Here is a 21084-nt window from a genome sequence, read left to right as displayed (position 1 = left end):
GAGACTCCAGTCAGGCAGAGGGCACCGAAGGAGCCGGTGCCGTGCCCGCCATTGTGCGCAGGCCGGCACCGCCGTGCAGCGGCATGCGCAGCAGGGCCGAGGTGCCGCCGCCGGGCGCAGGCTGCAGCACCACGCTGGCGCGTGCGCCGTGCAGCGTCTGCAGCCGCTCGCGCACCTGGGCCACGCCGAAGCCGCCCGGGGTAGAGGGTGGCGCGCCATCCGCTGGCAGGCCGACGCCCGTGTCCAGCACATGCAGGACCAGCAGCTCGCCGTCCGCACCGGTGTCGCGCTGCGCGCGCACGGTCACCGTGCCGCCTTCGATCTTGGGCTCCAGCCCATGGCGGATGGCGTTCTCCACCAGCGGCTGCAGCAGCAGCGGCGGCACCGGCGCGGCGCGCAGGTCCTCGGGCAGTTCCAGCCGGTAGCGCAGGCGCGCGCCCATGCGCACGGCCATGAGCTCCAGGTAGTCGGCCAGGCGTTCGAACTCCTGCGCCAGCGGATGCAGCGTGGCGCGCGAGCCGCCCAGCGTGGCGCGCAGGTAGCCGTTGAGCCGGTCCAGCATGGCCACGGCGCGTGGCGGGTCCAGCGTGATCAGCACGCGCAGGTTGGCCAGCGTGTTGAACAGCATGTGCGGCTCCAGCTGCGTCTCCAGCAGCTTGAGCTTGGCCTCCGTCGCGTCACGCTCCGCAGCTGCGATGGCCGCGGCCAGGGCCGCCGCCTTGCCGCGGGTGTGGAAGTAGAACGAGCCGATGGCACCGGCCGCCACCGTGATGTACAGGCCGACCATGCTGTCGCGCGCATTGGCCGTGCGGCCGGGGTCGGCCGGGCCGATCAGCTGGTAGGCCAGCCAGTCGCCGGCGTAGAAGCCGACCAGGATGCCCGCCACTGTGAGCACCAGGCCGCGCCAACCCCGCGGCCAGCCGTGCCCGCCCTCGGCGTCGCCATGGCAGTGCGCGCGCGGCACCGCGTAGCGGCCGAATTCCATCGTGCCCCAGCAGATGGTGCCGATGCACAGGGAATAGGCCAGCTGCGACACGTAGCTGCGGTGCGGCCACATCAGCGTGGTCAGCACCGCCACCACGCAGCACAGCGCCAGCACGTGCAGGTAGTGGCGCAAGGCGTTGTGCAGGATGGGCTTCATGGCGCCTTGGGCGTTGCGGTTGCCAGTTGCTTCTCGAAGAAGCCGGCAATCTCCCGGTAGACGACGGGCAGCCTGCTGCGGTCGAAACCGGGCGGATCGTTCAGCAGCCGGCCCAGCGTGCCGGACAGGCCTGTCACGGCCGGCGACAGGATGGACCCATGGCCGCCCTGCGCCATGTCGGCCAGCAGCGTGCAGCGATCGCCGCAGGCCGTGCGCACGGCGTCGATGTGCCAGCGCGGCGCCAGCCAGGCGTCCTCGGCCGCGCGCACCAGGCCCAGCGGCACGCGCGGCGCGGCGAGCGAGGCCATGTCGAACGGCGCCGCCATCGGCACGGCGGACACCACCGCGGCGATGCGCGGCTCGGTCCAGCTGCGCCAGGCCGTGTCGCTGCCCAGCTTGGCGCGGATGACGCGCTTGGCGATGCCGATCTTCGCGCTGTCGAGCACGCCGCCGGTCAGCTCGGTGGACAGGCCGACGCAGGCCGCGAAGTCCTCTTCGATGTGGGCCTCGCAGTGTTGCGCCAGCAGCGCGGGTGACCAGCGGCCCCCGGCCAGCGCCAGCGCGGTGAGCCCGCCCGCCGACATGCCGTAGGCGCCCACGCGCTGCAGATCCAGCTGCAGCGGCGCGAGGCGGCCGCCCGGCGCGGCCTGCGCAGCCACGGCGTCGATGGCCTGGGACACCTCCTGCGGCCGGCGTGCCCAGCTCACCGGGCCGACGTCGCTGGTGTTCTCGAAGTTGTCGCCCTTGTGCAGTGGCATGGCGACCGTGAACCCGGCGGCCACCAGCGCGCTCGCCAGGTCGAACTGCGGCCAGACCGCACCGCCCGAGCCGTGCGACAGCACCACGAGCCGGCCGTTGCCACGTGCGGGTGCGGCGTCCACGGCGGCCTGCACCGTGAACGGGCCGCGCTGCAGGGCGGACGGCGTTGCCTGCGTGGGATAGAGCAGCGTCACCGGACCCAGCGTGGCCGTGGCGGGTAGCGTGGCCAGGCCATTGGCGGCCAGTGCGCCGGTGGTGGCAGCCACGGCGGCCAGGGCCAGCAGGACGGATGCTGTGCGCGGTGCCACGGCGCAGCCCTCAATCGGCCAGCGCGTAGGGCCCGCCGCGCTCCAGCGCGCGCCGGAACGCCGGCCGGGCGTGGATGCGTGCCAGCCAGGCCATGAGGTTCGGGCGGCTGGCATCCAGTCCGGCGCGCTGCCTGGCGGCCTCGACCGGGAAGCTCAGCTGGATGTCGGCCGCCGAGAAGGCATCGCCCACGAACCAGTCGCGCCCGGCCAGCTCGCCTTCGAGGAAGTCCAGGTGGCGCTGCAGGTTCGGCAGGACCAGCGCGGCCTTGGTCTTGGCCGCGATGCTGCGGGCGATCGGCCTGGCGAAGAAGGGCATCTTGGCCTTCTCGATGCGGTCGAACACCAGCTTGAGCAGCAGCGGCGGCATGGCCGAGCCTTCCGCGTAGTGCATCCAGTAGCGAAAGCGCACGGCCTCCGGCGTGCCGGGCGGCGGCGCCAAGCGGCCCTGGCCGTGGCGCTCGACCAGGGTTTCCAGGATGGCACCCGACTCCGCCAGCACCAGCCCGTCGTCCGTGGTCACCACGGGCGACTTGCCCAGCGGGTGCACACGGCGCAACGCGGGCGGGGCCAGCATGGTGGCCGGGTCGCGCTTGTACTGCACGATCTCGTAGGGCAGTTCCAGTTCCTCCAGCAGCCACAGCACGCGCTGCGATCGGGAGTTGTCGAGGTGGTGGACGGTGATCATGGGCCGCATGGTGCCTGATCAACGCGGCGTGCTGCCGTCCAGCCGCTGCCGTTCGCGCGCGACCATGCGGTCCATAAGCGGGTTGCCCGGTGCCAGCACCCAGACCGCCAGGCCGTGGAACAAAAGGCCCAGGCCCCAGCCCAGCAGCGGGAACAGCGCCCAGTGCCGGCCACCGGCCAGCGACAGCGCGACCAGCACGGTGTTGACGACCCCGTAGACCGTGGCATGGGCGAACCAGCCCAGCTTGGCCTTGGCACGGCGGCGGGCGGTCCAGTCGAGATGGGTTTCGCCAGGGATGGGGGTGCGGGACATGGTGTGCTCCTTGAAGAAGAGAGGGTCAGGCGGCGACGGCTGCGCCGTGCTGGCGCAGTGCCAGCTGCCACAGCCGCAGCGCACGGCCGGCGAAGATGCCGCTGAACAGGCCGTACAGCGTGCTGATGCCCGTGGCGAAGCTGCCCTGGTGGGCCAACTCCGGGTGCATGGCCAGCAGCACGCCCACGGCGTACTTGGTGGCGAAGATGCCCATCATGAGCGCCAGCGGCACCCAGCTGCCGGGCTGGAAGAAGCGCCGGCTGGCAGGCTCGTAGCGCACGGCCGGGTGCAGCGGCAGCCGGGCGACGAAGGCCAGTGCCGCAGCCGCGGCCAGGCCCCAGCCGGCCAGCGCCAGCCAGCCGGCATCCGAGCGTCCGAACGCGCCGGCCACGCCGTAGACCGCCAGGGCGACCATGGCCACGGGCATGGCGGCCACGCGGGCCAGGTGCGGGCTGCCGTCCTGCAGCTGCCTGCCGCCGATCCAGGCCAGCAGCACGAACAGCGCGAACACCCAGGCGGGTGTGTGGGTCAGGATCTGGATCAGCATGGGGGGGCTCCGTCGCGTGTGGTGTTGAAGCGACTGTGCGCCGGCGCTGCGCCGCTTCCCAGCGGCATGCGACGGGCTGCAATGCGGCGGCGCCAGCTGCAGCGCAGCGCGACGAACGGCTTGGCCCGGCCCTTTACCTGCCGTTGACAGTTGCAAGCACATGCCGGCTACGATCGCCCGCTCCAATCGCACCAACCTCGTGCCTGCCCCCGATTTCGCGCCATGGACCACCCCACGCCCGGCCCCGTTCCGCCTTCCCGTTCCCTGGTGCCCCCGCCTGCGCGGCCCCCCTCGCGCAAGCGCCGCTGGCTCGGGGCGGTGGTCACCGTGCTGGTGCTGGGGGCGCTGGTCGGTGGCAGCTACTACCTCGTCAAGCGGCCGGCCGAGACGCCCGCCGGTTTCGGCATGGGGCCGCGCCCCGGCGGCCCCGGTGGCCCGCCGGGCGGCCCCGGCGGTGCCGGCGCCTTCGGCATGGTCACGGTCGGCCATGCCGCCGTGGCGCGCGCGCAGATTCCTGTCACGCTGGACGCGCTGGGCACCGTCACGCCCACGGCCACGGTCACGCTCAAGCCCCAGGTCGGCGGCGTGCTGACGGAAGTGCTGTTCACCGAAGGCCAGACCGTGCGCAAGGGCCAGTTGCTGGCCCGCATCGACCCGCGCCCCTACGAGCAGGCGCTGATGCAGGCGCGCGGTACCCGCATGCGCGACGAGGCCCAGCTGCAGGCCGCCCGCGTCACGCTGGCGCGCTACCGCACGCTGCTGGGCCAGGATTCCATCGCCCGGCAGGACGTGGACACCCAGGCCGCACTGGTGCAGCAACTGGAAGGCACGGTCACGAGCGACAAGGCGGCCGAGGCCGCGGCCGCCGTGAACCTGGAGTTCACGCGCATCACGTCGCCGCTCACGGGGCGCATCGGCCTGCGCACGGTGGACCCTGGCAACACCGTGGCGGCGGGTTCGACCACCGGCATCGCCGTGATCACCCAGATGAACCCCATCGACGTGCAGTTCGCCGTGCCGCAGGACCGCATCCCCGAGGTGCAGGAGCAGGTCCGCGGCAGCGGCAAGCTGGCCGTGGCCGCGCTGGACCGCACGCGCAGCGCGGTGCTGGACAGCGGCAGCTTCTCCACGCTGGACAACGTGGTCGACACCACCACGGGCACGGTGAAGGCCAAGGCCCGCTTCGCCAACGGCGACGGCAAGCTGTTTCCCAACCAGTTCGTCAACGTGCGCATGACGCTGCGCACGCTGGACGCACTGGTGGTGCCCGTGACGGCCGTGCGCACCGGGCCGCAGGGCCCCTATGTGTACGTGGTCGGCGAAGACCGCACGGTGCACATGCGCCGCGTCAAGCGCGGCGAGGCCACGGTGGACGTCGTCGCCGTGACCGAGGGCCTGCAGGCCGGCGAACTCGTCGTGACCGAGGGCGGCGACCGGCTCAGCGAAGGCTCGCGCGTGCGGCTGCAGGGCGAGGTGCCGCCGGCCGGCCCGCGTGGCGGCACCGGCGGGCGCCGCCAGGGGCAGGGCGCGACGGCGCCGGGCGCCTCGGCCTCGGCGCCGGCCAACCCCTCGGCCGCTGCGCCGGCGCCGCTGCCGGCGCGCCCGGGCGCCTCCGGCCCGCAGCCGCCGGCCGCCACCGCGCCGCCGCCCAGCGGCCAGCCGCCTGCCGCCCAGCCCGAGTCCGCCGGCCTGCCGACGGCCGAGCAGCGCCGCCGCATGCTGGATTCGGTGAAGGACGACCCCGAGAAGCTGGCCCAGCGCAAGCAGTTCCTCGAAGCGCTGGACCGGGGCGACCCAGAGGCGCTGGCGCGCTGGCAAAGCCTGCAGCAGCGGCGCCGGCCGGGCTCCTGAGTCCATGAGCCCGTCCAGACCCTTCATCGAGCGGCCCGTCGCCACGGGCCTGCTGATGCTGGCCATCGTGCTGGCCGGCCTGGTCGGCCTGCGCTTCCTGCCGCTGGCCGCGCTGCCGCAGGTCGACTACCCGACCATCCAGGTGCAGACCCTGTACCCAGGTGCCAGCCCGGAGGTGATGAGCCGCACCGTCAGCGCGCCGCTGGAGCGCCAGTTCGGCCAGATGCCGGGCCTGAACCGCATGGCCTCGACCAGTGCGGCGGGCGTCTCCATCGTCACGCTGCAGTTCGACCTGGACCAGACGCTGGACGTGGCCGAGCAACAGGTGCAGGCCGCCATCAACGCCGGCAACTCGCTGCTGCCGGCGGACCTGCCGGCGCCCCCGGTCTACGCCAAGGTGAACCCGGCCGACGCGCCCATCCTGACGCTGGCCGTGGGCAGCGACAGCATGCCGCTGACCGAGGTGCAAAACCTCGTCAACACGCGCATGGCGCAAAAGATCAGCCAGGTGGCCGGCGTGGGCCTGGTCACCTTGTCGGGCGGGCAGCGGCCCGCCGTGCGCATCCAGGCCGACACCAACGCACTGGCCGCGGTGGGCCTGGGCATCGACACCCTGCGCACCGTGATCGCCGCGGCCAACGCCAACAGCGCCAAGGGCAGCTTCGACGGGCCGGCGCGCGCCTACAGCATCAACAGCAACGACCAGCTGCTGACCGCGGCCGACTACCAGAACCTCATCGTGGCCTGGAAGAACGGCGCGCCCGTGCGCATGCGCGACGTGGCGCGCGTGGTGGACGGCGCCGAGAACGCGCAGCTGGGAGCCTGGGCGGCGTTGAAGGAAGACCAGGGCGAGGTCGAGCCGCCGCCGGGCCGCCCCAAGGCGGCGAGCGCCCCCTCGGGGGGCAGCGAACCTCGCGAAGCGGGGAGCGTGGGGGCCATGCTGCGCCCCGCGGTGATCCTGAACGTGCAGCGCCAGCCCGGCGCCAACGTGATCGCCACCGTGGACGCGATCAAGCAGCAACTGCCCGAGCTGCAGGCTGCGCTGCCAGCGTCGCTGCGCGTGGAAGTGCTGTCGGACCGCACCACCGGCATCCGCGCCTCGGTCGAGCACGTGCAGCTGGAGCTCGTGCTCGCGGTGCTGCTCGTGGTGCTGGTGATCTTCGTCTTCCTGCACAACCTGCGCGCCACCGTGATCGCCAGCATCGCCGTGCCGATCTCGCTGATCGGCACCTGCGGGCTCATGTACCTGCTGGGCTATTCGCTGAACAACCTCTCGCTGATGGCGCTGACCATCGCCACGGGCTTCGTGGTGGACGATGCCATCGTGATGATCGAGAACATCGCGCGCTACCTGGAGGAGGGCGAGAAGCCGTTCGCCGCGGCGCTGAAGGGCGCGACGCAGATCGGCTTCACCATCATCTCGCTGACGGTCTCGCTGATCGCCGTGCTGATCCCGTTGCTGTTCATGGAAGACGTGGTGGGCCGGCTGTTCCGCGAGTTCGCGGTCACGCTGGCCATCACCATCCTGATCTCGGCCGTGGTCTCGCTGACGCTGGTGCCCATGATGTCGGCGCGCTGGCTGAAGCCCGAGGCCGAGACCGGCAACCGCTTCGGCCACGCCGTGCAGCGCTTCTTCGACAAGGTGGTCCGTCGCTACGACCGCGGCCTGGTCTGGGTGCTGCGCCACCAGCCGCTGACGCTGCTGGTGGCCCTGGCCACGCTCGTGCTCACGGTGCTGCTGTACATCGCGATCCCCAAGGGCCTGTTTCCCACGCAGGACACGGGCCAGCTCAAGGTGCGCGTGGAGGCCGCGCAGGATGTCTCGTACGCGCGCATGGCCGAACTGCAGCAGGCGGCCGCCATGGCCATCCTGGCCGACCCTGCCGTGCGCAGCCTGTCGGCCGTGGTCGGCGTGGACGGCGCCAGCAACACGTCCCTCAACACCGGCAACATGCTGGTGAACCTGCGCGCCGACCGCGGCAACCAGCAAGAGACCATGGACAGGCTGCGCCAGCGCGTGCGCGAGGCCGTGGCCGGCGTCACGCTGTACCTGCAGCCCACGCAGGACCTGACCATCGACGCGGAGGCCGGCCCGACCGAGTTCCGCCTCTCGCTGGAAGGCGTGGACACGGCGCTCGTGAACGAATGGGCGCGCAAGCTGGTGGAGCGCCTGCACGGCGCCGACCTAGCCGACCGCGTGCGCAACGCCACCACCGACGCCGGCGCCCAGGGCCTGGCGGCCTACGTGGACATCGACCGCGGCACGGCCGCGCGGTTGTCGGTCACCGCCAGCGCGGTGGACGACGCGCTCTACAGCGCCTTCGGCCAGCGCATCGTCTCCACCATCTTCACCGAGACCAACCAGTACCGCGTGATCCTGGAGGCGCAGCGCGAGGGCCTGGATTCGGTGCAGGGCCTGGGCAACCTGCAGCTGAGGACGGGCAGCGGCGGCACCACGCCGCTGTCGTCCTTCGCCACGGTGCGCGAGCAGCTCTCGCCGCTGCAGGTCACGCGCGTGGCGCAGTACCCGGCCGCCACCGTGGGCTTCGACACCGCGCCTGGCGCGGCGCTGGGCAGGTCGGTGCAGTCCATCCGCGCGGCCGCAGCCGAGATCGGGCTGCCGCCCAGCATTTCCATGAAGTTCCTGGGCGCCGCCGGTGCTTACGAGCAGTCGCTGACCAGCCAGCTCTGGCTGATCCTGGCGGCCGTGGTCTGCGTCTACATCGTGCTGGGCGTGCTGTACGAGAGCTACGTGCACCCGCTGACCATCCTCTCGACGCTGCCCTCGGCCGGCGTGGGCGCGCTGCTGGCGCTGATGCTGAGCGGCCAGGACCTGGGCGTGATCGGCATCATCGGCATCATCCTGCTGATCGGCATCGTCAAGAAGAACGCGATCATGATGATCGACTTCGCCATCGACGCCGAGCGCCAGCAGGGCAAGACGCCGCAGGAGGCCATCCACCAGGCCGCGCTGCTGCGCTTTCGGCCCATCCTCATGACCACGCTGGCCGCGCTGTTCGCCGCGCTGCCGCTGATGTTCGGCTGGGGCGAGGGCGCCGAACTGCGCCGGCCGCTGGGGCTTGCGATCTTCGGTGGCCTGGTGCTGTCGCAGATCCTCACCCTGTTCACCACGCCGGTGATCTACCTGGCGTTCGACCGCGTGGGACAGCGCATCGCGCGGCGCCGCGGGGCGGCGGGCACATGAACCTGTCGCGGCCCTTCGTCGAGCGGCCCATCGCCACGGTGCTGCTGACCATCGGTGTGGCGCTGGCCGGCATCCTGGCCTTCTTCGTGCTGCCGGTCTCACCGCTGCCGCGCGTGGACTACCCGGTGATCTCGGTCTCCGCCAGCCTGGCCGGGGCCAGCCCCTCGACCATGGCTTCCAGCGTGGCGACGCCGCTGGAGCGCCGGCTCGGCGTGATCCCGGGCGTCAACGAGCTGACCTCCACGAGTTCCACGGGCTCCACGCGTGTGACGCTGCAGTTCGACCTCAACCGCAACATCGATGCCGCCGCGCGCGAGGTGCAGGCCGCCATCAACGCCGCGCGCGCCGACCTGCCCAGCACGCTGCGCAGCAACCCGACCTACCGCAAGGCCAACCCCACGGCCTCGCCCGTCATCATCCTGGCGCTGACCTCGGAGACCCGCACGCCGGGCCAGATCTACGACGCGGTGTCCAACGTCGTGAGCCAGCGCCTGTCGCAGGTCGAGGGCGTGGGCGACGTGGAGATCGGCGGCGGCTCGCTGCCGGCGGTGCGCGTGGAGCTCGACCCGTACCCGCTGAACCAGCTGGGCATCAGCACCGAGGACGTGCGCGCCGCGATCCAGGCCAACAACGCCAACCGGCCCAAGGGCGCGATCGAAGGCGAGGGCCGGCGCCTGCAGGTCTACACGCCGGCACCAGGCCTGCGCGCCGCCGACTACCGCGACCTCGTGATCGCCTGGCGCAACGGCGCGCCGGTGAAGCTGTCGGACGTGGCCAACGTGGCCGACAGCGTGGAGAACACGCGCACCGTCGGCCTGTTCAACGGCAAGCCGGCCGTGATCGTGCTCGTCACCCAGGAGCCCGGTGCCAACATCATCGAGACCGTGGACAGCGTGCGCCGCCTGCTGCCCGAACTGCGCGCCCAGTTGCCGCAGGACATCGCCGTGCAGGTGGCCTCGGACCGCACCAACTCCATCCGCGGCTCGCTGCACGAGGTGGAGTTCACGCTGATGCTGTCGGTGGTGCTGGTGGTGTTGGTGGTCGGCGTGTTCCTGCGCCGTGCGCGCGCCACCATCATCCCGGCCGTGGCCACCGTGGTCTCGCTGCTGGGCACCTTCGGCGTGATGTGGCTGCTGGGCTTCTCGCTCAACAACCTGTCGCTGATGGCGCTGACGGTGGCCACCGGCTTCGTGGTGGACGACGCCATCGTGGTGCTGGAGAACACGCAGCGCCACATCGAGGACGGCATGGACCGCATGGCCGCGGCGCTGCAGGGCGCGCGCGAGGTCGGCTTCACGGTGCTGTCGATCAGCCTGTCGCTGGTGGCGGTGTTCATCCCGCTGCTGTTCATGGGCGGGCAGGTCGGGCGGCTGTTCCAGGAGTTCGCGGTCACGCTGTCGGCCGCGGTGCTGATCTCGCTCATGATCTCGCTGACCACCACGCCCATGCTGTGCGCCATGCTGCTGCGCAGCGAGGCCTGGTACCAGCGGCGCCCGCCCGGCCGCATCAGCGGCCCCTTCCTGCGCGGCACGGAACGGCTGTGGGCCTGGAGCCTGCGGGTCTATGCCCACAGCCTGGACTGGGCGCTGGCGAGCAAGGGCCTGGTGATGCTCTCGCTGGCCGTGGTGGTCGGCCTGAACGTCTGGCTGTTCATGCACGTGCCCAAGGGCTTCTACCCGCAGCAGGACAACGGGCAGCTCAACGCCGGCATCCGCGCCGACCAGAGCATCTCGTCCAGCGCGCTGCGCGACAAGCTCAAGCAGGCCGTGGACATCATCCGCGTCGACCCGGCCGTGGACACGGTCATCGCCTTCAGCGGTGGGGGCCGGGCCGGTGGCGGCTTCATGTTCGTGAACCTCAAGCCCCTGGACCAGGGCCGCACCGAGAAAACGCAGGCCGTGATCGACCGGTTGCGCCCGCAGTTGAACCAGCTGACCGGGCTGCGTGTGTTCCTGTTCCCCGTGCAGGACCTGCGCATGGGTGGGCGCCAGAGCAACTCCACCTACCAGTACACGCTCAAGAGCGATTCGCTGGCCGACCTGCGCAACTGGTCCAAGAAGCTGTCGGACCGCATGGCCGAGCTGGCGCAGCTGACCGACGTGGACGGCGAATCCTCCGACAACGGCGTGGAGACCTTCGTCTCGGTCGACCGCGATGCCGCCGCCCGGCTGGGCGTCAGCACCTCGGCCGTCAACGCCGCGCTGTACAACGCCTTCGGCCAGCGCTCCGTGGCGACCATCTACAACGACCTGAACCAGTACTCGGTGATCATGGAATGGGCGCCGCGCTTCCAGCAGGCGCCGCTGGTGTTGAAAGACCTGTACGTGCCGTCCACCGTGAGCACCACGACCGACAGCAGCGGCCGCGCCAGCACGAGCACGGTGCAGGCCAACGCGGACAGCAGCACCGGCACATCGACCGTGTCCTCGGCAAACCCGGCCTCGCGCAATTCCTCGGCCGGCCAGGCCCTGGCCACCAGCACCACCACCATGGTGCCGCTGTCGGCCTTCGTGCGCGTGGGCGAGCGCGCCGTGCCGAGTTCCATCAGCCACGACGACACCGAGCTCTCCAGCACCATCTCGTTCGGCCTGGCCGAGAGTGTGACGCTGGCCGAGGCGCAGCAACTGGTCAAGCAGGCGGAGAACGACATCGCCATGCCGGTCAACGTGCGCGGCAGCTTCGCCGGCACGGCGCGCGCGGCGCAGGACACGGGCGGCCAGCAGACGCTGCTGATCGTGGCCGCCATCGTGGTGATCTACATCGTGCTGGGCGTGCTGTACGAGAGCCTCATCCACCCGATCACGGTGCTCAGCACGCTGCCCTCGGCTGGGGTGGGTGCGGTGCTCGGGCTGCTGCTGTTCCGCATGGAGATGACGATCATTGCGTTGATCGGCTTGTTCCTGTTGATCGGCATCGTCAAGAAGAACGCCATCATGATCATCGACTTCGCGCTGGAGGCGCAGCGCGCGCGCGGCCTGTCGGCGCTGGACGCGGTGCGCGAGGCCTGCCTGCTGCGCTTTCGGCCCATCCTCATGACCACGCTGGCCGCCGCCCTGGGCGCGCTGCCGCTGGCGCTGGGCTTCGGCCAGGGCGCCGAGCTGCGCCAGCCGCTGGGCGTGACCATCGTCGGCGGCCTGATCGCGAGCCAGCTGCTGACCCTGTTGACCGTGCCCGTGGTCTACGTGCTGCTGGACAAGCTGCGCCGCCCGGCCGCCAACGACCGCCTGCTCGCCCGCACCCCATGATGCCGATGCTGCCCCGCCGCCTTCTTCTCCTCGCGCTGCCCGCCGTGCTGGCTGGCTGCGCCGTGGGTCCGCGCTACACGCGGCCCGATCCGGGTTTTGCCGCCGCCTTCAAGGAGGCGCCGGCCGCCGACGGCTGGCTGCCGGCCCAGCCCGGCGACGCGCTGGACCGCGGCGACTGGTGGGCGCGCTTCGGCGATCCGCAACTCGACGCACTGGCCGCGCGCGTGCAGGTGTCCAACCAGAACATCGCCGCGGCCGTGGCCAACTACGCGCAGGCCCAGGCCCTGGTGCGCGAGCAGCAGGCGGCGCTGCTGCCCACCTTGTCGCTGGAGGGCAGCGCGCGCCGCAGCGGGCCGGTGCGCGGCGGTGCGGCGTCCAGCCGCTCGTACGCGGCCAGCGTGGCGGCCGACTGGTCGCCCGACCTGTGGGGCCGGCTCGACGAGGCCGTCAACAGCGCCCAGGCGAACGCCCAGGCCAGCGCGGCCGACCTGGCCTCGGCGCGGCTCTCGTCCATCGGCGCGCTGGCGGCCAACTACCTGGCGCTGCGCGAGGCCGATGCCGAGACCGTGCTGCTCGACGAGACCATCGCCGGCTACGACCGCGCACTCGCGATCACGCGCAACCGCTACGACGCGGGCATCGCGGCCCAGACCGATGTGCTGCAGGCCCAGACCCAGCTGCTGGGTGCCCAGGCCGAGCGCGTGGCGCTGCGGCGCTCGCGCGCGACCTACGAGCACGCCATCGCGGTGCTGGTGGGTGTGGTGCCGGCGGAGTTCGCCATTGCGCCCGCGGCCTGGCGCCCCGTGGTGCCGGCCGTGCCCACGGGCCTGCCTTCGCTGCTGTTGCAGCGCCGGCCCGACATCGCGGGCGCCGAGCGCGCAGTGGCGCGTGCCAACGCGCAGATCGGCATCGCGCGCGCGGCCTACTACCCCAGCATCGCCTTGTCGGGCAGCATCGGCGGCAGTGCCAGCCGCGTGGGCGATCTGTTCAGTGCCTCCAGCCTGCTGTGGGCGCTGGGCGTGTCGGTGGCGCAGACGGTGTTCGACGGCGGCGCGCGCGACGCGGCCACCGACGCAGCGCTGGCCGCCCATGCGGCCAGTGTCGCGGCCTACCGCCAGACCGTGCTGGCGGCTTTCCAGGACGTGGAGGACCAGTTGAGCGCCACGGCCGCGCTGGCCGAGCAGGAGGGCCTGCGCCGCGCCGCCTCGCAGGCGGCCGACCGCACGGAGCAGCAGATGCTGAACCGCTACCGCGCCGGCCAGGTCGGCTACAGCGAGGTGGTGAGCGCCCAGGCCTCGGCGCTCAGTGCGCGGCGCACGCTGGCCCAGGTGCAGCTGGCCAGGCAGACGGCAGCCGTCTCGTTGATCCAGGCGCTGGGCGGCGGCTGGGAGGCGGACTGGCTGCGCCAGCCCTGAGGCCCACGTCGGGTGCCTGCAGCGCCCTTCGACCCTCTGCCAACGCCGATTGCACGTACGGGCAATCGCCCGTGTCCGTCAACGTTCCGGTGGGGCCTCACCTGCCAGCACCGTGAGCAGCGTCTCCCCCGTAGCGACCAACTTCTCCGCTCCGTTCTCGACCGCAGACAGCTCGCATGCGGTGAACACCTGCTGCTTGCCTGGCTTGACGACACGGGCTCTCGCAACAAAGCGCTCCCCCAAAGCGGGGCGCAAGCAGTTGACCGAGAAGTGGGCGGCAAGCAATCGCGGTCCGGCCACCGTCGCGGCGGCAAAGCCACAGGCGGTGTCGATGAGCGCGCCCACGACGCCTGCGTGGAGGAAGCCCGAATACTGCCCAGCCTCCTTGCGCCACTGCATGGCCAGCTCGACTGCGCCCGGCACGGCGGACACGACTTCAAAGCCGCACCAGCGGTTGAACTCTGCGGACGCATTGATCTTCCGCACCAGTGCGATCACGTCTGGATTCATCGCTCGACTCCAAGCAAGAGTTGGCTTTGGAATCTAGGGTAGGGCCGGGCGCTCGGCTGTCAGTGCTGCGACAGCGGCAGACGCCCCCCTGCACTAGGGTGTGGCGCAGTTGTAGTTTTGCGCCAGGTTCACGTCGCCCGCACCGCGGTAGCGCGGCCAGGCCGGGTAGTCGCACAGCGGGCGCGTGCGGCCGGGCACGCCGGCCGTATCGGCCACGGTCTGGGCCGGCGGGACGGTGCCGCGCTCGACCCAGTTCTCCAGCGTGGTGAGCGAATCCCAGGCGGCGTTGAACACGCTGCTGGCGGCGTGGCCGTAGCCGGGGATCTCGTAGTAGCGCATGAAGCTGTCCACCGTGGCCGCGCCCATGGCGTTGCGCACGCGCGCCCAGTACTGCTGGGTGGCGCGCGTGCTGACCAGCGCGTCGTGCGCGCCGTGCGCCATGAGGATCTTGCCGCCCCGCGCGCGGAAGGCCGACAGGTCGGTCTTGTTCGCGTCCTGCACGCCGGTCAGCGCGACGATGCGGGCCTGCCATGGGCCCGGTGCCTGCGGGTCCAGCGTCAGCGAGTTGAAGCCGGCGTCGCGCGTGACGAAGTACTTCACCCACTGGTCCCAGAAGGTGCTGCCGTAGGGCGGCATGGTGGCGGCCGTGACGGCCGGCATCGGGTTGGCCGGCTGCTCGGTGCCCAGCGACAGCGTCAGCACCGTGGGCTGCAGCGGGCTGCTGCCAGGGTTGCCGAAGTCCGTGCCCCAGGTGTTGAAGCCGGGGTAGGTGGTCTCGCCGCTCGCCAGTGCATAGGGCAGTACCAGGGGGGTGTTGAAGGTGTTGAACGAGGCGATCTGCGCGTCCGACAGGCAGCTGTCGCCCAGCTCCGCGCCGCCAGCGCAGCGCACGGGTGCACCATTGACCGTCGCGCTGGCCAGGTTGAAGCTGGTGTTGCAGGCGGGCATGTTGCTGATCAGGCCGTCGCTCACGCCGTCCAGCCCGTCGCAGGCCGCCAGCGCTGCGTTGTAGGCCAGCTGGCGCTTGGCCCGGCTCGGGTAGGCGCCGGGCTGCGCCAGCTGGCGCGTGATGCGGCCGAACTGCAGGTCCAGCGCGGCGGCGTTCCAGGCCGGGTACAGCACGATGGCGCCATCGAAATCCTGCGGCCAGTTGCTGACGGCCAGCAGCGCCTCGCGCCCGCCGGTGGAACCGCCCGCGAAGTAGGTGCGCCTGGGCGCCTCGACGTAGTGCTTGCGGATGATGGCCTTGGCCACGTCCAGCGTCTTCTTGAGCGCGTCGCCGGCGAAGTTGTTGAGCGCCTCGTCGTTGGCGCCGAAGCGGCCGTCGCGGCTGCCGTCGGCATTGGCCTGGTGGCCCGAGTCGCTGCCGAAGGTGGCGTAGCCGCGGCCCAGCGGCACGGGCCGGTCGACCGGGCCGGCCGGCACATTGCCCACGCCGGTGGCGATGGTGCCGTTGTAGCCCCCGCCGCCGAACATCATGGCCTTGCCGTTCCAGCTGGTGGGCAGGTTGACCTGGAACAGGATCTTGGGGGCGTTGCTGTCCACCGGCTGGATGCTGCCCAGCACCTTGCAGTACGCGCCGACCGCCGTGGCGCCGCTGCCGGCTGCGGGTACGACCGCGGTGCTCGTGACCGTGGCCCCCTGGGTGCGCAGGCCGATGGCGCTGGCGGCCACGGCCATGCCGTTGAGGTCGGCGCAGGCCACGGGATCGTCGTCAGAGGAGTCGCAGGCGGCCAGGCTGGCGAGGGCCAGGAAGGAGGCCAGCAGCGAAGCCGATACCCGGCCCGGACGGGGCCCTGTCGTGCGTGTCATCGTTTGTCTCCGAGGAATGTTGGAAGCACACCGCCCATGGCCTGCGGTCCGCTGCGCCGCCCGGCTTGCACAGGCGTCCGTGGCACTGGCCCGGACCGTGCCGATGCTAGCGCGTGAGGCGCCGCCGTGCCGCCGTTCAGGACGGCGGGCTGCTCCGCCACACGGCCGCGAACGCCAGGCACTTCTGCCACGCCGTGGCGCGCTCGTCCGAGAGCACGTCCAGGAAGTCCGAGAGCTTCTTGGACTTGGCCATGGTGTAGACCGTCAGCACGGTCGTCAGCAGGAAGGTGACGGCAAAGATGGCGAGCCGGCGCTCCAGCGGCGCGTCGGCCTCGGCCAGCAGGTTCATGCCAAGGAAGCCCGTGGTCACGGTGCCGATCAGGCCGAAGATGGTGACCACCGTGAGCCGCACCACGGTGTTGGCCTGGCGGCGCAGGCTGTCGCTTTCCAGGTACTGGGCCATGTCGGCGATGCGCTCCTTGACCTCGCAGTAGGTGGCGTCCAGCTTCAGGTGGCTGGCGCACATGCCCCACAGCGCGCGCACCAGGGCCTGCTCGGAGATCTCGTGGAACCAGTAGCGGTGCGTGAAGCGCAGAAAGCCCTCGAAGGCGCCGCGGATCGAGCGCTTGAAACGGCGCACGCTGTCGGCGCTGCCCACGTCCAGGTCGCGCAGCGCCTCCACGAGCTTGTCCGAGTACATCAGCAGCGCGGCCTTCTGGAAGTGCGCGATCAGGAACAGCAGGAAATGCTGGTGCCGGAATTGCGCCAGCACACCGCGGTCGCGGCAGCCGTACAGCACCGAATCGGCCCGGCCCACGACGACCAGCGAATGGCCGTTGCACAGGTAGCGCGTGTCGGGGGCGGCACCGCCGGGGCTCCAGAAGCGGTCGTAGCAGTAGCGCTGCTCGAAGTCGGCCAGGTGCTCGTCGGCAAAGGGCAGGGCGCGCTGGTCGCCCGAGCCGGTGACCAGGCCCAGCCGCACGAAGTCGGCGCGCGAGAGCGCGCGCGGATCGTTCAGCGCCAGGTAGGCCATGAGCGGCATGCGGTAGTACTCGATCTGGCGGTAGCGCAGCGCACCGCTCTGGTCGGAGTAGTCGGGCACCAGCGGCTCCAGCATGGCGGCCCAGTGTGTGGCGATGCGCGGTGCGCGGTGCTCGGCCACATGTTCGAGGAAGGCATCGCGCTGGTGGGCGTCGGAGCGCACCAGCACCTGGCCTTGCGCGTCCAGCCATTCGGCGTCGGCCAGGCAGTGCAGGGGATGGCCCTGGGCGTCCCAGCCCGGCGGGTAGCCGCGGCCGAAGCGGTACAGCAGCTCTTGCGCCTGCTCCAGAGAGATGTCGTCCGCGCTGACTTCCAGGTTGAACAGGACCAGGTCCACGTCCAGGAAGAAGTACAGGTCGGCATGGACGATGGACAGCGTGACCGGTGCGTCGCCAGGGCGTGCGGTGAGGCGGACTGCGGCGATGTCGTGGCGCCGGAACACGCGCATGGGCGAGCCGTGCCGGGCGCCGCCGCCCGTGCGCTCATGGCGCCCTTCGCCGTACAGGAAACGCTGCACGTAGGGCAGGAAGGTCACGAACTCGTTGTAGTGCCGTTCGTGGAAGCGGCAGGTGTCGCCCGTGTACTCGTCGACCTCCTCGTGCCAGGGTGAGCCGGCCAGCAGTTCCCAGGGCTTGGCGCCCGCCGATGCGGGCAGCGGCATGAGGCGCAGCGGCCACAGCAGGACCTGGTGGAAGCGGCGGACCCGGGTCGGGTCGGCGGCGGCGCTGGGGCCGGTTTCCGTGGGCGTCATGAGGCGAGCGGCAGGCTGCGAAGGCGGCCAGTGTAGGCCTGGTGCGCTGCAATAATGCGCCCGCCTGTCCATCCTCATAGACCAGGAGTCCGCCATGCGGCCACCAGCCCTGCCCGCCACCGAAGCACAACGCATTGCGACCTTGCGCGGCCTGCTGATCCTGGACACCGAGCCCGAGGCGCGCTTCGATCTGATCACGGCCTACGCCGCGTCTGAGTTCAAGGTGCCGATCGCGCTCGTGAGCCTGGTGGACGGCAACCGCCAGTGGTTCAAGTCCTGCGTGGGCATGGCACTCGGCGAGGGCCCGCGCGAAGAGAGCTTCTGCGGCCATGCCATCCTGGAGCCCGGCATCTTCGAGATCTTCGACGCGCGCAGCGACGAGCGCTTTGCCGACAACCCCGCCGTGCTCGGCAATCCGTGGGTGCGCTTCTATGCGGGTTGCCCGCTCGTGATGGAGAACGGCGAATCGGTCGGCACGCTGTGCCTGGTCGACCGCCAGCCACGCCGGCTGAGCGCCTGGGAGCGCGGACAGCTCCATGTGCTGGGCAAAATGGTGGCGGCCGAGTTGCAGGGCGTGCCGGCCAGCACCGTGCAGGGGCGGCCCAACATCCCGGCTTTCTACGCCTGAGCTGCGGGTCCGGCCCGGCGGGGACCCGAACGGCTCTGCGCGCACCTGCTCTCGGATCTGCTCGCCCGACGGCTGGACGGCCAGGCGGCCCCGAGTCCCACGCGGGTCCTGGCGGTGGCGGGTGTCCACCTATGATCCCCGCCATGCCCCACGACGCAGCCACCATCCCCGCCGGCTTTCGCCCCATCGACATGGGCGGGCCCTTCATCGCGGCCAATGGGCCGCTTTACGGCCACTGGACCGGCGAGAAGCTGCAACTGGGTTTCCGCGTGGAACCGCGCCACACCAATCCGGTGGGCACCTGCCACGGCGGCATGCTGGCGAGCTTTTGCGACATGCTGTTGCCGGCCATGACCATGTACCAGGGTACGGACGGCCGGCGCAGCTTCCTGCCCACGATCAACCTGCAGGTGGACTACATCGGCGCGGCGCCCCTGGGCGCCTGGGTGCAGGGAGAGGGTGACGTGTTGCAGCGCACGCGCACCATGGTGTTCGCACAGGCGCTCGTGACGGCCGATGGCGCGCCGGCGCTGCGGTGCAGTGGCATCTTTCGCTACCGGCCACCGCAGGACGAGAACGCGCCGCGCGACTTCGATCCGCTGCGGCTGCGCGGAGGCTGAGGCCAGCGGCGCGCAACGCGCCGCGACATCTGCGCGGGACGGCGGCGTTTGTCAACATGACCCGCTGGTCATGCGGGCTTCACGGGACTGTCACCGACGGTTTCGACCATCACGCCCACAAGCCAGCCTGCGCCAGCGAAATACACCATGCACAAAGCATGGCGGGGAAGCGTCTTGTCCTTTTTCCCATTACAGGACTTCGCCCCAGATGCGTTCCATCGATCCAGAAAACATCCCCACCAACACCAGCGCCAACCCGCACTTCAACGAGCTCGTCGAGCGCGCGCGTTCGCGGCGTGGCTTTCTCAAGAGCGGCCTGGCCATGGGGGCCGTCGGCTTCTTCGGTGCGGGCCTGACCGCCTGCGGGGGCGGCGACGGCGACGACAGCGGCCCCATGCTCGGCTTCGCGGCCGTGGCCGCCTCGACGGGCGACGACATCGTCGTGCCGGCCGGCTACAAGCACGCCGTGTTCTGCCGCTGGGGCGATCCGCTGTTCGCGAACTCGCCGGCCTGGAAGCCGGACGCCACGAACACGGCGGCCGACCAGGCGCTGCAGTTCGGCGACAACCACGACGGCATGCACTTCTTCCCCCTGTCGGACAACAGCAGCACCGAAGGCCTGCTCGTGATGAACCACGAGTACATCAATCCCGAGTTCTTCTACACGGCCGCCGAACAATCCGGCGCCACGCCCTGGTCGCTCGAGCAGGTGCGCAAGGCCCAGCATGCGCATGGCGTTTCGGTCGCCCATGTGCGGCTGGTGGGCGGCAACTGGCAGGTGGTGATCCCCTCGCGCTACAACCGCCGCATCCACATGAACACGCCGATGCAGCTGACCGGCCCGGTGCGTGGCCACGCGCTGGTGCAGACCAGCGCCGACCCGGCCGGCGAGGTCTCGCTGGGCACGGTCAACAACTGCGGCAACGGCTACACCATGTGGGGCACCTACCTCACCTGCGAAGAGAACTTCAACGGCTACTTCGGCACCGCCAGCACCACCGATGCGCGCGACGCCAACATGCGCCGCTATGGGCTGTCGAGCGCGGGCTCGGGCTACCGCTGGCACGAGGAGGACGAGCGCTTCGACTACGCGCTGGAGTCGCACGAACCCAACCGCCTGGGCTGGATCGTCGAGATCGACCCGTTCGACCCGTCTTCCACGCCGAAGAAGCGCACGGCGCTGGGCCGCATCAAGCACGAGAACGCGGCGCAGACCCTGGCCAAGGACAAGCGCGTGGTGGTCTACATGGGTGACGACCAGGCCAACGACTACGTCTACAAGTTCGTCTCCGACGGAAAGTACGCGGCCGACAACCAGCGCGCCAACGCCAACCTGCTGGAGAGCGGCACGCTGTACGTGGCCAGGTTCGGCGCCGGCGCCACGGCGGGCGACATGATGGGCACGGGCGAGTGGGTGGCGTTGGTGCCGTCCACACCGATCGCCGGGGGCAGCACGCTGGGTGCCAAGTACGGTGACCTGGGCGGCATCCTGGTCAACACGCGCCTGGCGGCCGACGATGTCGGCGCCACCAAGATGGACCGCCCGGAATGGGTCACTGTGCATCCGGACTCCGGCGAGGTCTACCTCACGCTGACCAACAACAGCAGCCGCAGCACGGTGGACGAAGCCAACCCGCGCACTGCCAACATCTATGGCCAGATCATCCGCTGGCGCGAGACCGGCCAGGATGCGGCCGCATTGGCCTTCGAGTGGGATCTGTTCGTACTGGCCGGCAACCCGGCACACACGGCCGGCGGCCTGCAGGCCGGATCGACCAACATCAACGCCGACAACCTGTTCAACAGCCCGGACGGCCTGGCCTTCGACGCCGATGGCCGCCTCTGGATCCAGACCGACGGCAACTTCTCCAACGTGGGCAACTACGCCGGCATGGGCAACAACCAGATGCTGGTGGCCGACCCCGTGACCAAGGAGATCCGTCGCTTCCTGGTCGGCCCTTCGGGCTGTGAGATCACCGGCATCACCTGGACGCCGGACCAGAAGTTCGTGTTCGTCAACGTGCAGCACCCGGGCGAGTACGGCAGCCATCCGCGCGCTCCGGCGGTCGACCCGGCGGCCGACCCGCTGGCGTTCTCGCGCTGGCCCGACAACGGTGCCGGTGGCCGTCCGCGTCCGGCGACGGTCGTGGTCTGGCGGGAAGACGGCGGCAAGGTCGGTACCTGAGCCTTCGTTGATCTGCCGCAGGAAGGCCCCGGTGCTGCAAGGCGCCGGGGCCTTTTTGCGCGCATGGGC

Annotated in this window: 15 protein-coding genes; 7 read left to right on the top strand and 8 right to left on the bottom strand. The window is 70.9% G+C overall.

What is annotated here, in order from left to right:
* Positions 1–10: 10 nt before the first annotated feature.
* From DES41_RS04005 to DES41_RS03985, 5 genes are read right to left on the bottom strand one after another with little or no spacing between them, the layout of a single operon-like run.
* Positions 11–1141: a sensor histidine kinase gene (locus DES41_RS04005; protein WP_114466124.1), complete on the bottom strand. Its 1131-nt coding sequence runs from the start codon at positions 1139–1141 to the stop codon at positions 11–13.
* On the bottom strand, positions 1138–2208 hold the full coding sequence (locus tag DES41_RS04000; RefSeq protein WP_245965556.1) for an alpha/beta hydrolase family protein: 1071 nt from the start codon (positions 2206–2208) through the stop codon (positions 1138–1140). Before DES41_RS04000 ends, DES41_RS04005 begins: the two co-directional genes overlap by 4 nt.
* Before the next feature lie 10 nt (positions 2209–2218).
* The gene (locus DES41_RS03995) at positions 2219–2893 is read right to left on the bottom strand and encodes a glutathione S-transferase (protein WP_114466122.1); all 675 of its coding nucleotides are present in this window, start codon (positions 2891–2893) and stop codon (positions 2219–2221) included.
* An 18-nt stretch (positions 2894–2911) separates the two neighbouring features.
* Complete coding sequence (locus DES41_RS03990) at positions 2912–3205, bottom strand: 2TM domain-containing protein (RefSeq protein WP_114466120.1); 294 nt, start codon at positions 3203–3205, stop codon at positions 2912–2914.
* A 25-nt stretch (positions 3206–3230) separates the two neighbouring features.
* Complete coding sequence (locus DES41_RS03985; protein ID WP_114466118.1) at positions 3231–3752, bottom strand: DUF6622 family protein; 522 nt, start codon at positions 3750–3752, stop codon at positions 3231–3233.
* A 222-nt stretch (positions 3753–3974) separates the two neighbouring features.
* On the opposite strand from DES41_RS03985, the gene DES41_RS03980 reads away from it, so the two are divergent.
* The 4 genes from DES41_RS03980 to DES41_RS03965 are packed head-to-tail and all read left to right on the top strand — an operon-like array spanning position 3975 to position 13468.
* Positions 3975–5603 carry an efflux RND transporter periplasmic adaptor subunit gene (locus DES41_RS03980; protein ID WP_114466116.1) on the top strand — a complete coding sequence of 543 codons (1629 nt, stop codon included), beginning with the start codon at positions 3975–3977 and terminating at the stop codon, positions 5601–5603.
* Positions 5604–5607: 4 nt separating this feature from the next.
* Positions 5608–8808: an efflux RND transporter permease subunit gene (locus tag DES41_RS03975; protein WP_114466114.1), complete on the top strand. Its 3201-nt coding sequence runs from the start codon at positions 5608–5610 to the stop codon at positions 8806–8808.
* Positions 8805–12053, top strand: a complete 3249-nt coding sequence (locus tag DES41_RS03970; RefSeq protein ID WP_114466112.1) for an efflux RND transporter permease subunit — start codon at positions 8805–8807, stop codon at positions 12051–12053. Before DES41_RS03975 ends, DES41_RS03970 begins: the two co-directional genes overlap by 4 nt.
* On the top strand, positions 12053–13468 hold the full coding sequence (locus tag DES41_RS03965; RefSeq protein ID WP_425466333.1) for an efflux transporter outer membrane subunit: 1416 nt from the start codon (positions 12053–12055) through the stop codon (positions 13466–13468). The genes DES41_RS03970 and DES41_RS03965 overlap by 1 nt, the downstream gene beginning before the upstream one ends.
* A gap of 78 nt (positions 13469–13546) precedes the next feature.
* Here DES41_RS03965 and DES41_RS03960 read toward each other — a convergent pair whose 3' ends face one another.
* From DES41_RS03960 to DES41_RS03950, 3 genes are all read right to left on the bottom strand, one after another.
* Complete coding sequence (locus tag DES41_RS03960; protein ID WP_211332888.1) at positions 13547–13978, bottom strand: PaaI family thioesterase; 432 nt, start codon at positions 13976–13978, stop codon at positions 13547–13549.
* A gap of 93 nt (positions 13979–14071) precedes the next feature.
* The gene (locus DES41_RS03955; protein ID WP_114466108.1) at positions 14072–15790 is read right to left on the bottom strand and encodes a tannase/feruloyl esterase family alpha/beta hydrolase; all 1719 of its coding nucleotides are present in this window, start codon (positions 15788–15790) and stop codon (positions 14072–14074) included.
* 136 nt (positions 15791–15926) lie between these two features.
* Positions 15927–17582 (bottom strand): magnesium transporter CorA family protein, encoded by a 1656-nt coding sequence (locus DES41_RS03950; RefSeq protein ID WP_114466106.1) that lies wholly within the window; start codon positions 17580–17582, stop codon positions 15927–15929.
* A 94-nt stretch (positions 17583–17676) separates the two neighbouring features.
* Between DES41_RS03950 and DES41_RS03945 the strand changes: the two genes are divergently transcribed.
* The 3 genes from DES41_RS03945 (at position 17677) to DES41_RS03935 (ending at position 21015) form a co-directional block, all read left to right on the top strand.
* Complete coding sequence (locus DES41_RS03945; protein ID WP_114466104.1) at positions 17677–18210, top strand: GAF domain-containing protein; 534 nt, start codon at positions 17677–17679, stop codon at positions 18208–18210.
* A gap of 143 nt (positions 18211–18353) precedes the next feature.
* Positions 18354–18830, top strand: a complete 477-nt coding sequence (locus tag DES41_RS03940; RefSeq protein WP_245965554.1) for a PaaI family thioesterase — start codon at positions 18354–18356, stop codon at positions 18828–18830.
* Between the two features lie 208 nt (positions 18831–19038).
* Positions 19039–21015 carry a PhoX family protein gene (locus DES41_RS03935; RefSeq protein ID WP_114466100.1) on the top strand — a complete coding sequence of 659 codons (1977 nt, stop codon included), beginning with the start codon at positions 19039–19041 and terminating at the stop codon, positions 21013–21015.
* Positions 21016–21084: the final 69 nt, after the last annotated feature.

The organism is Pseudorhodoferax soli, assembly GCF_003337555.1.
GTDB lineage: Bacteria > Pseudomonadota > Gammaproteobacteria > Burkholderiales > Burkholderiaceae_C > Pseudorhodoferax > Pseudorhodoferax soli.
The sequence above is the reverse complement of the archived record's forward strand: the minus strand, read 5'-3'. Positions and strand labels throughout refer to the sequence as shown.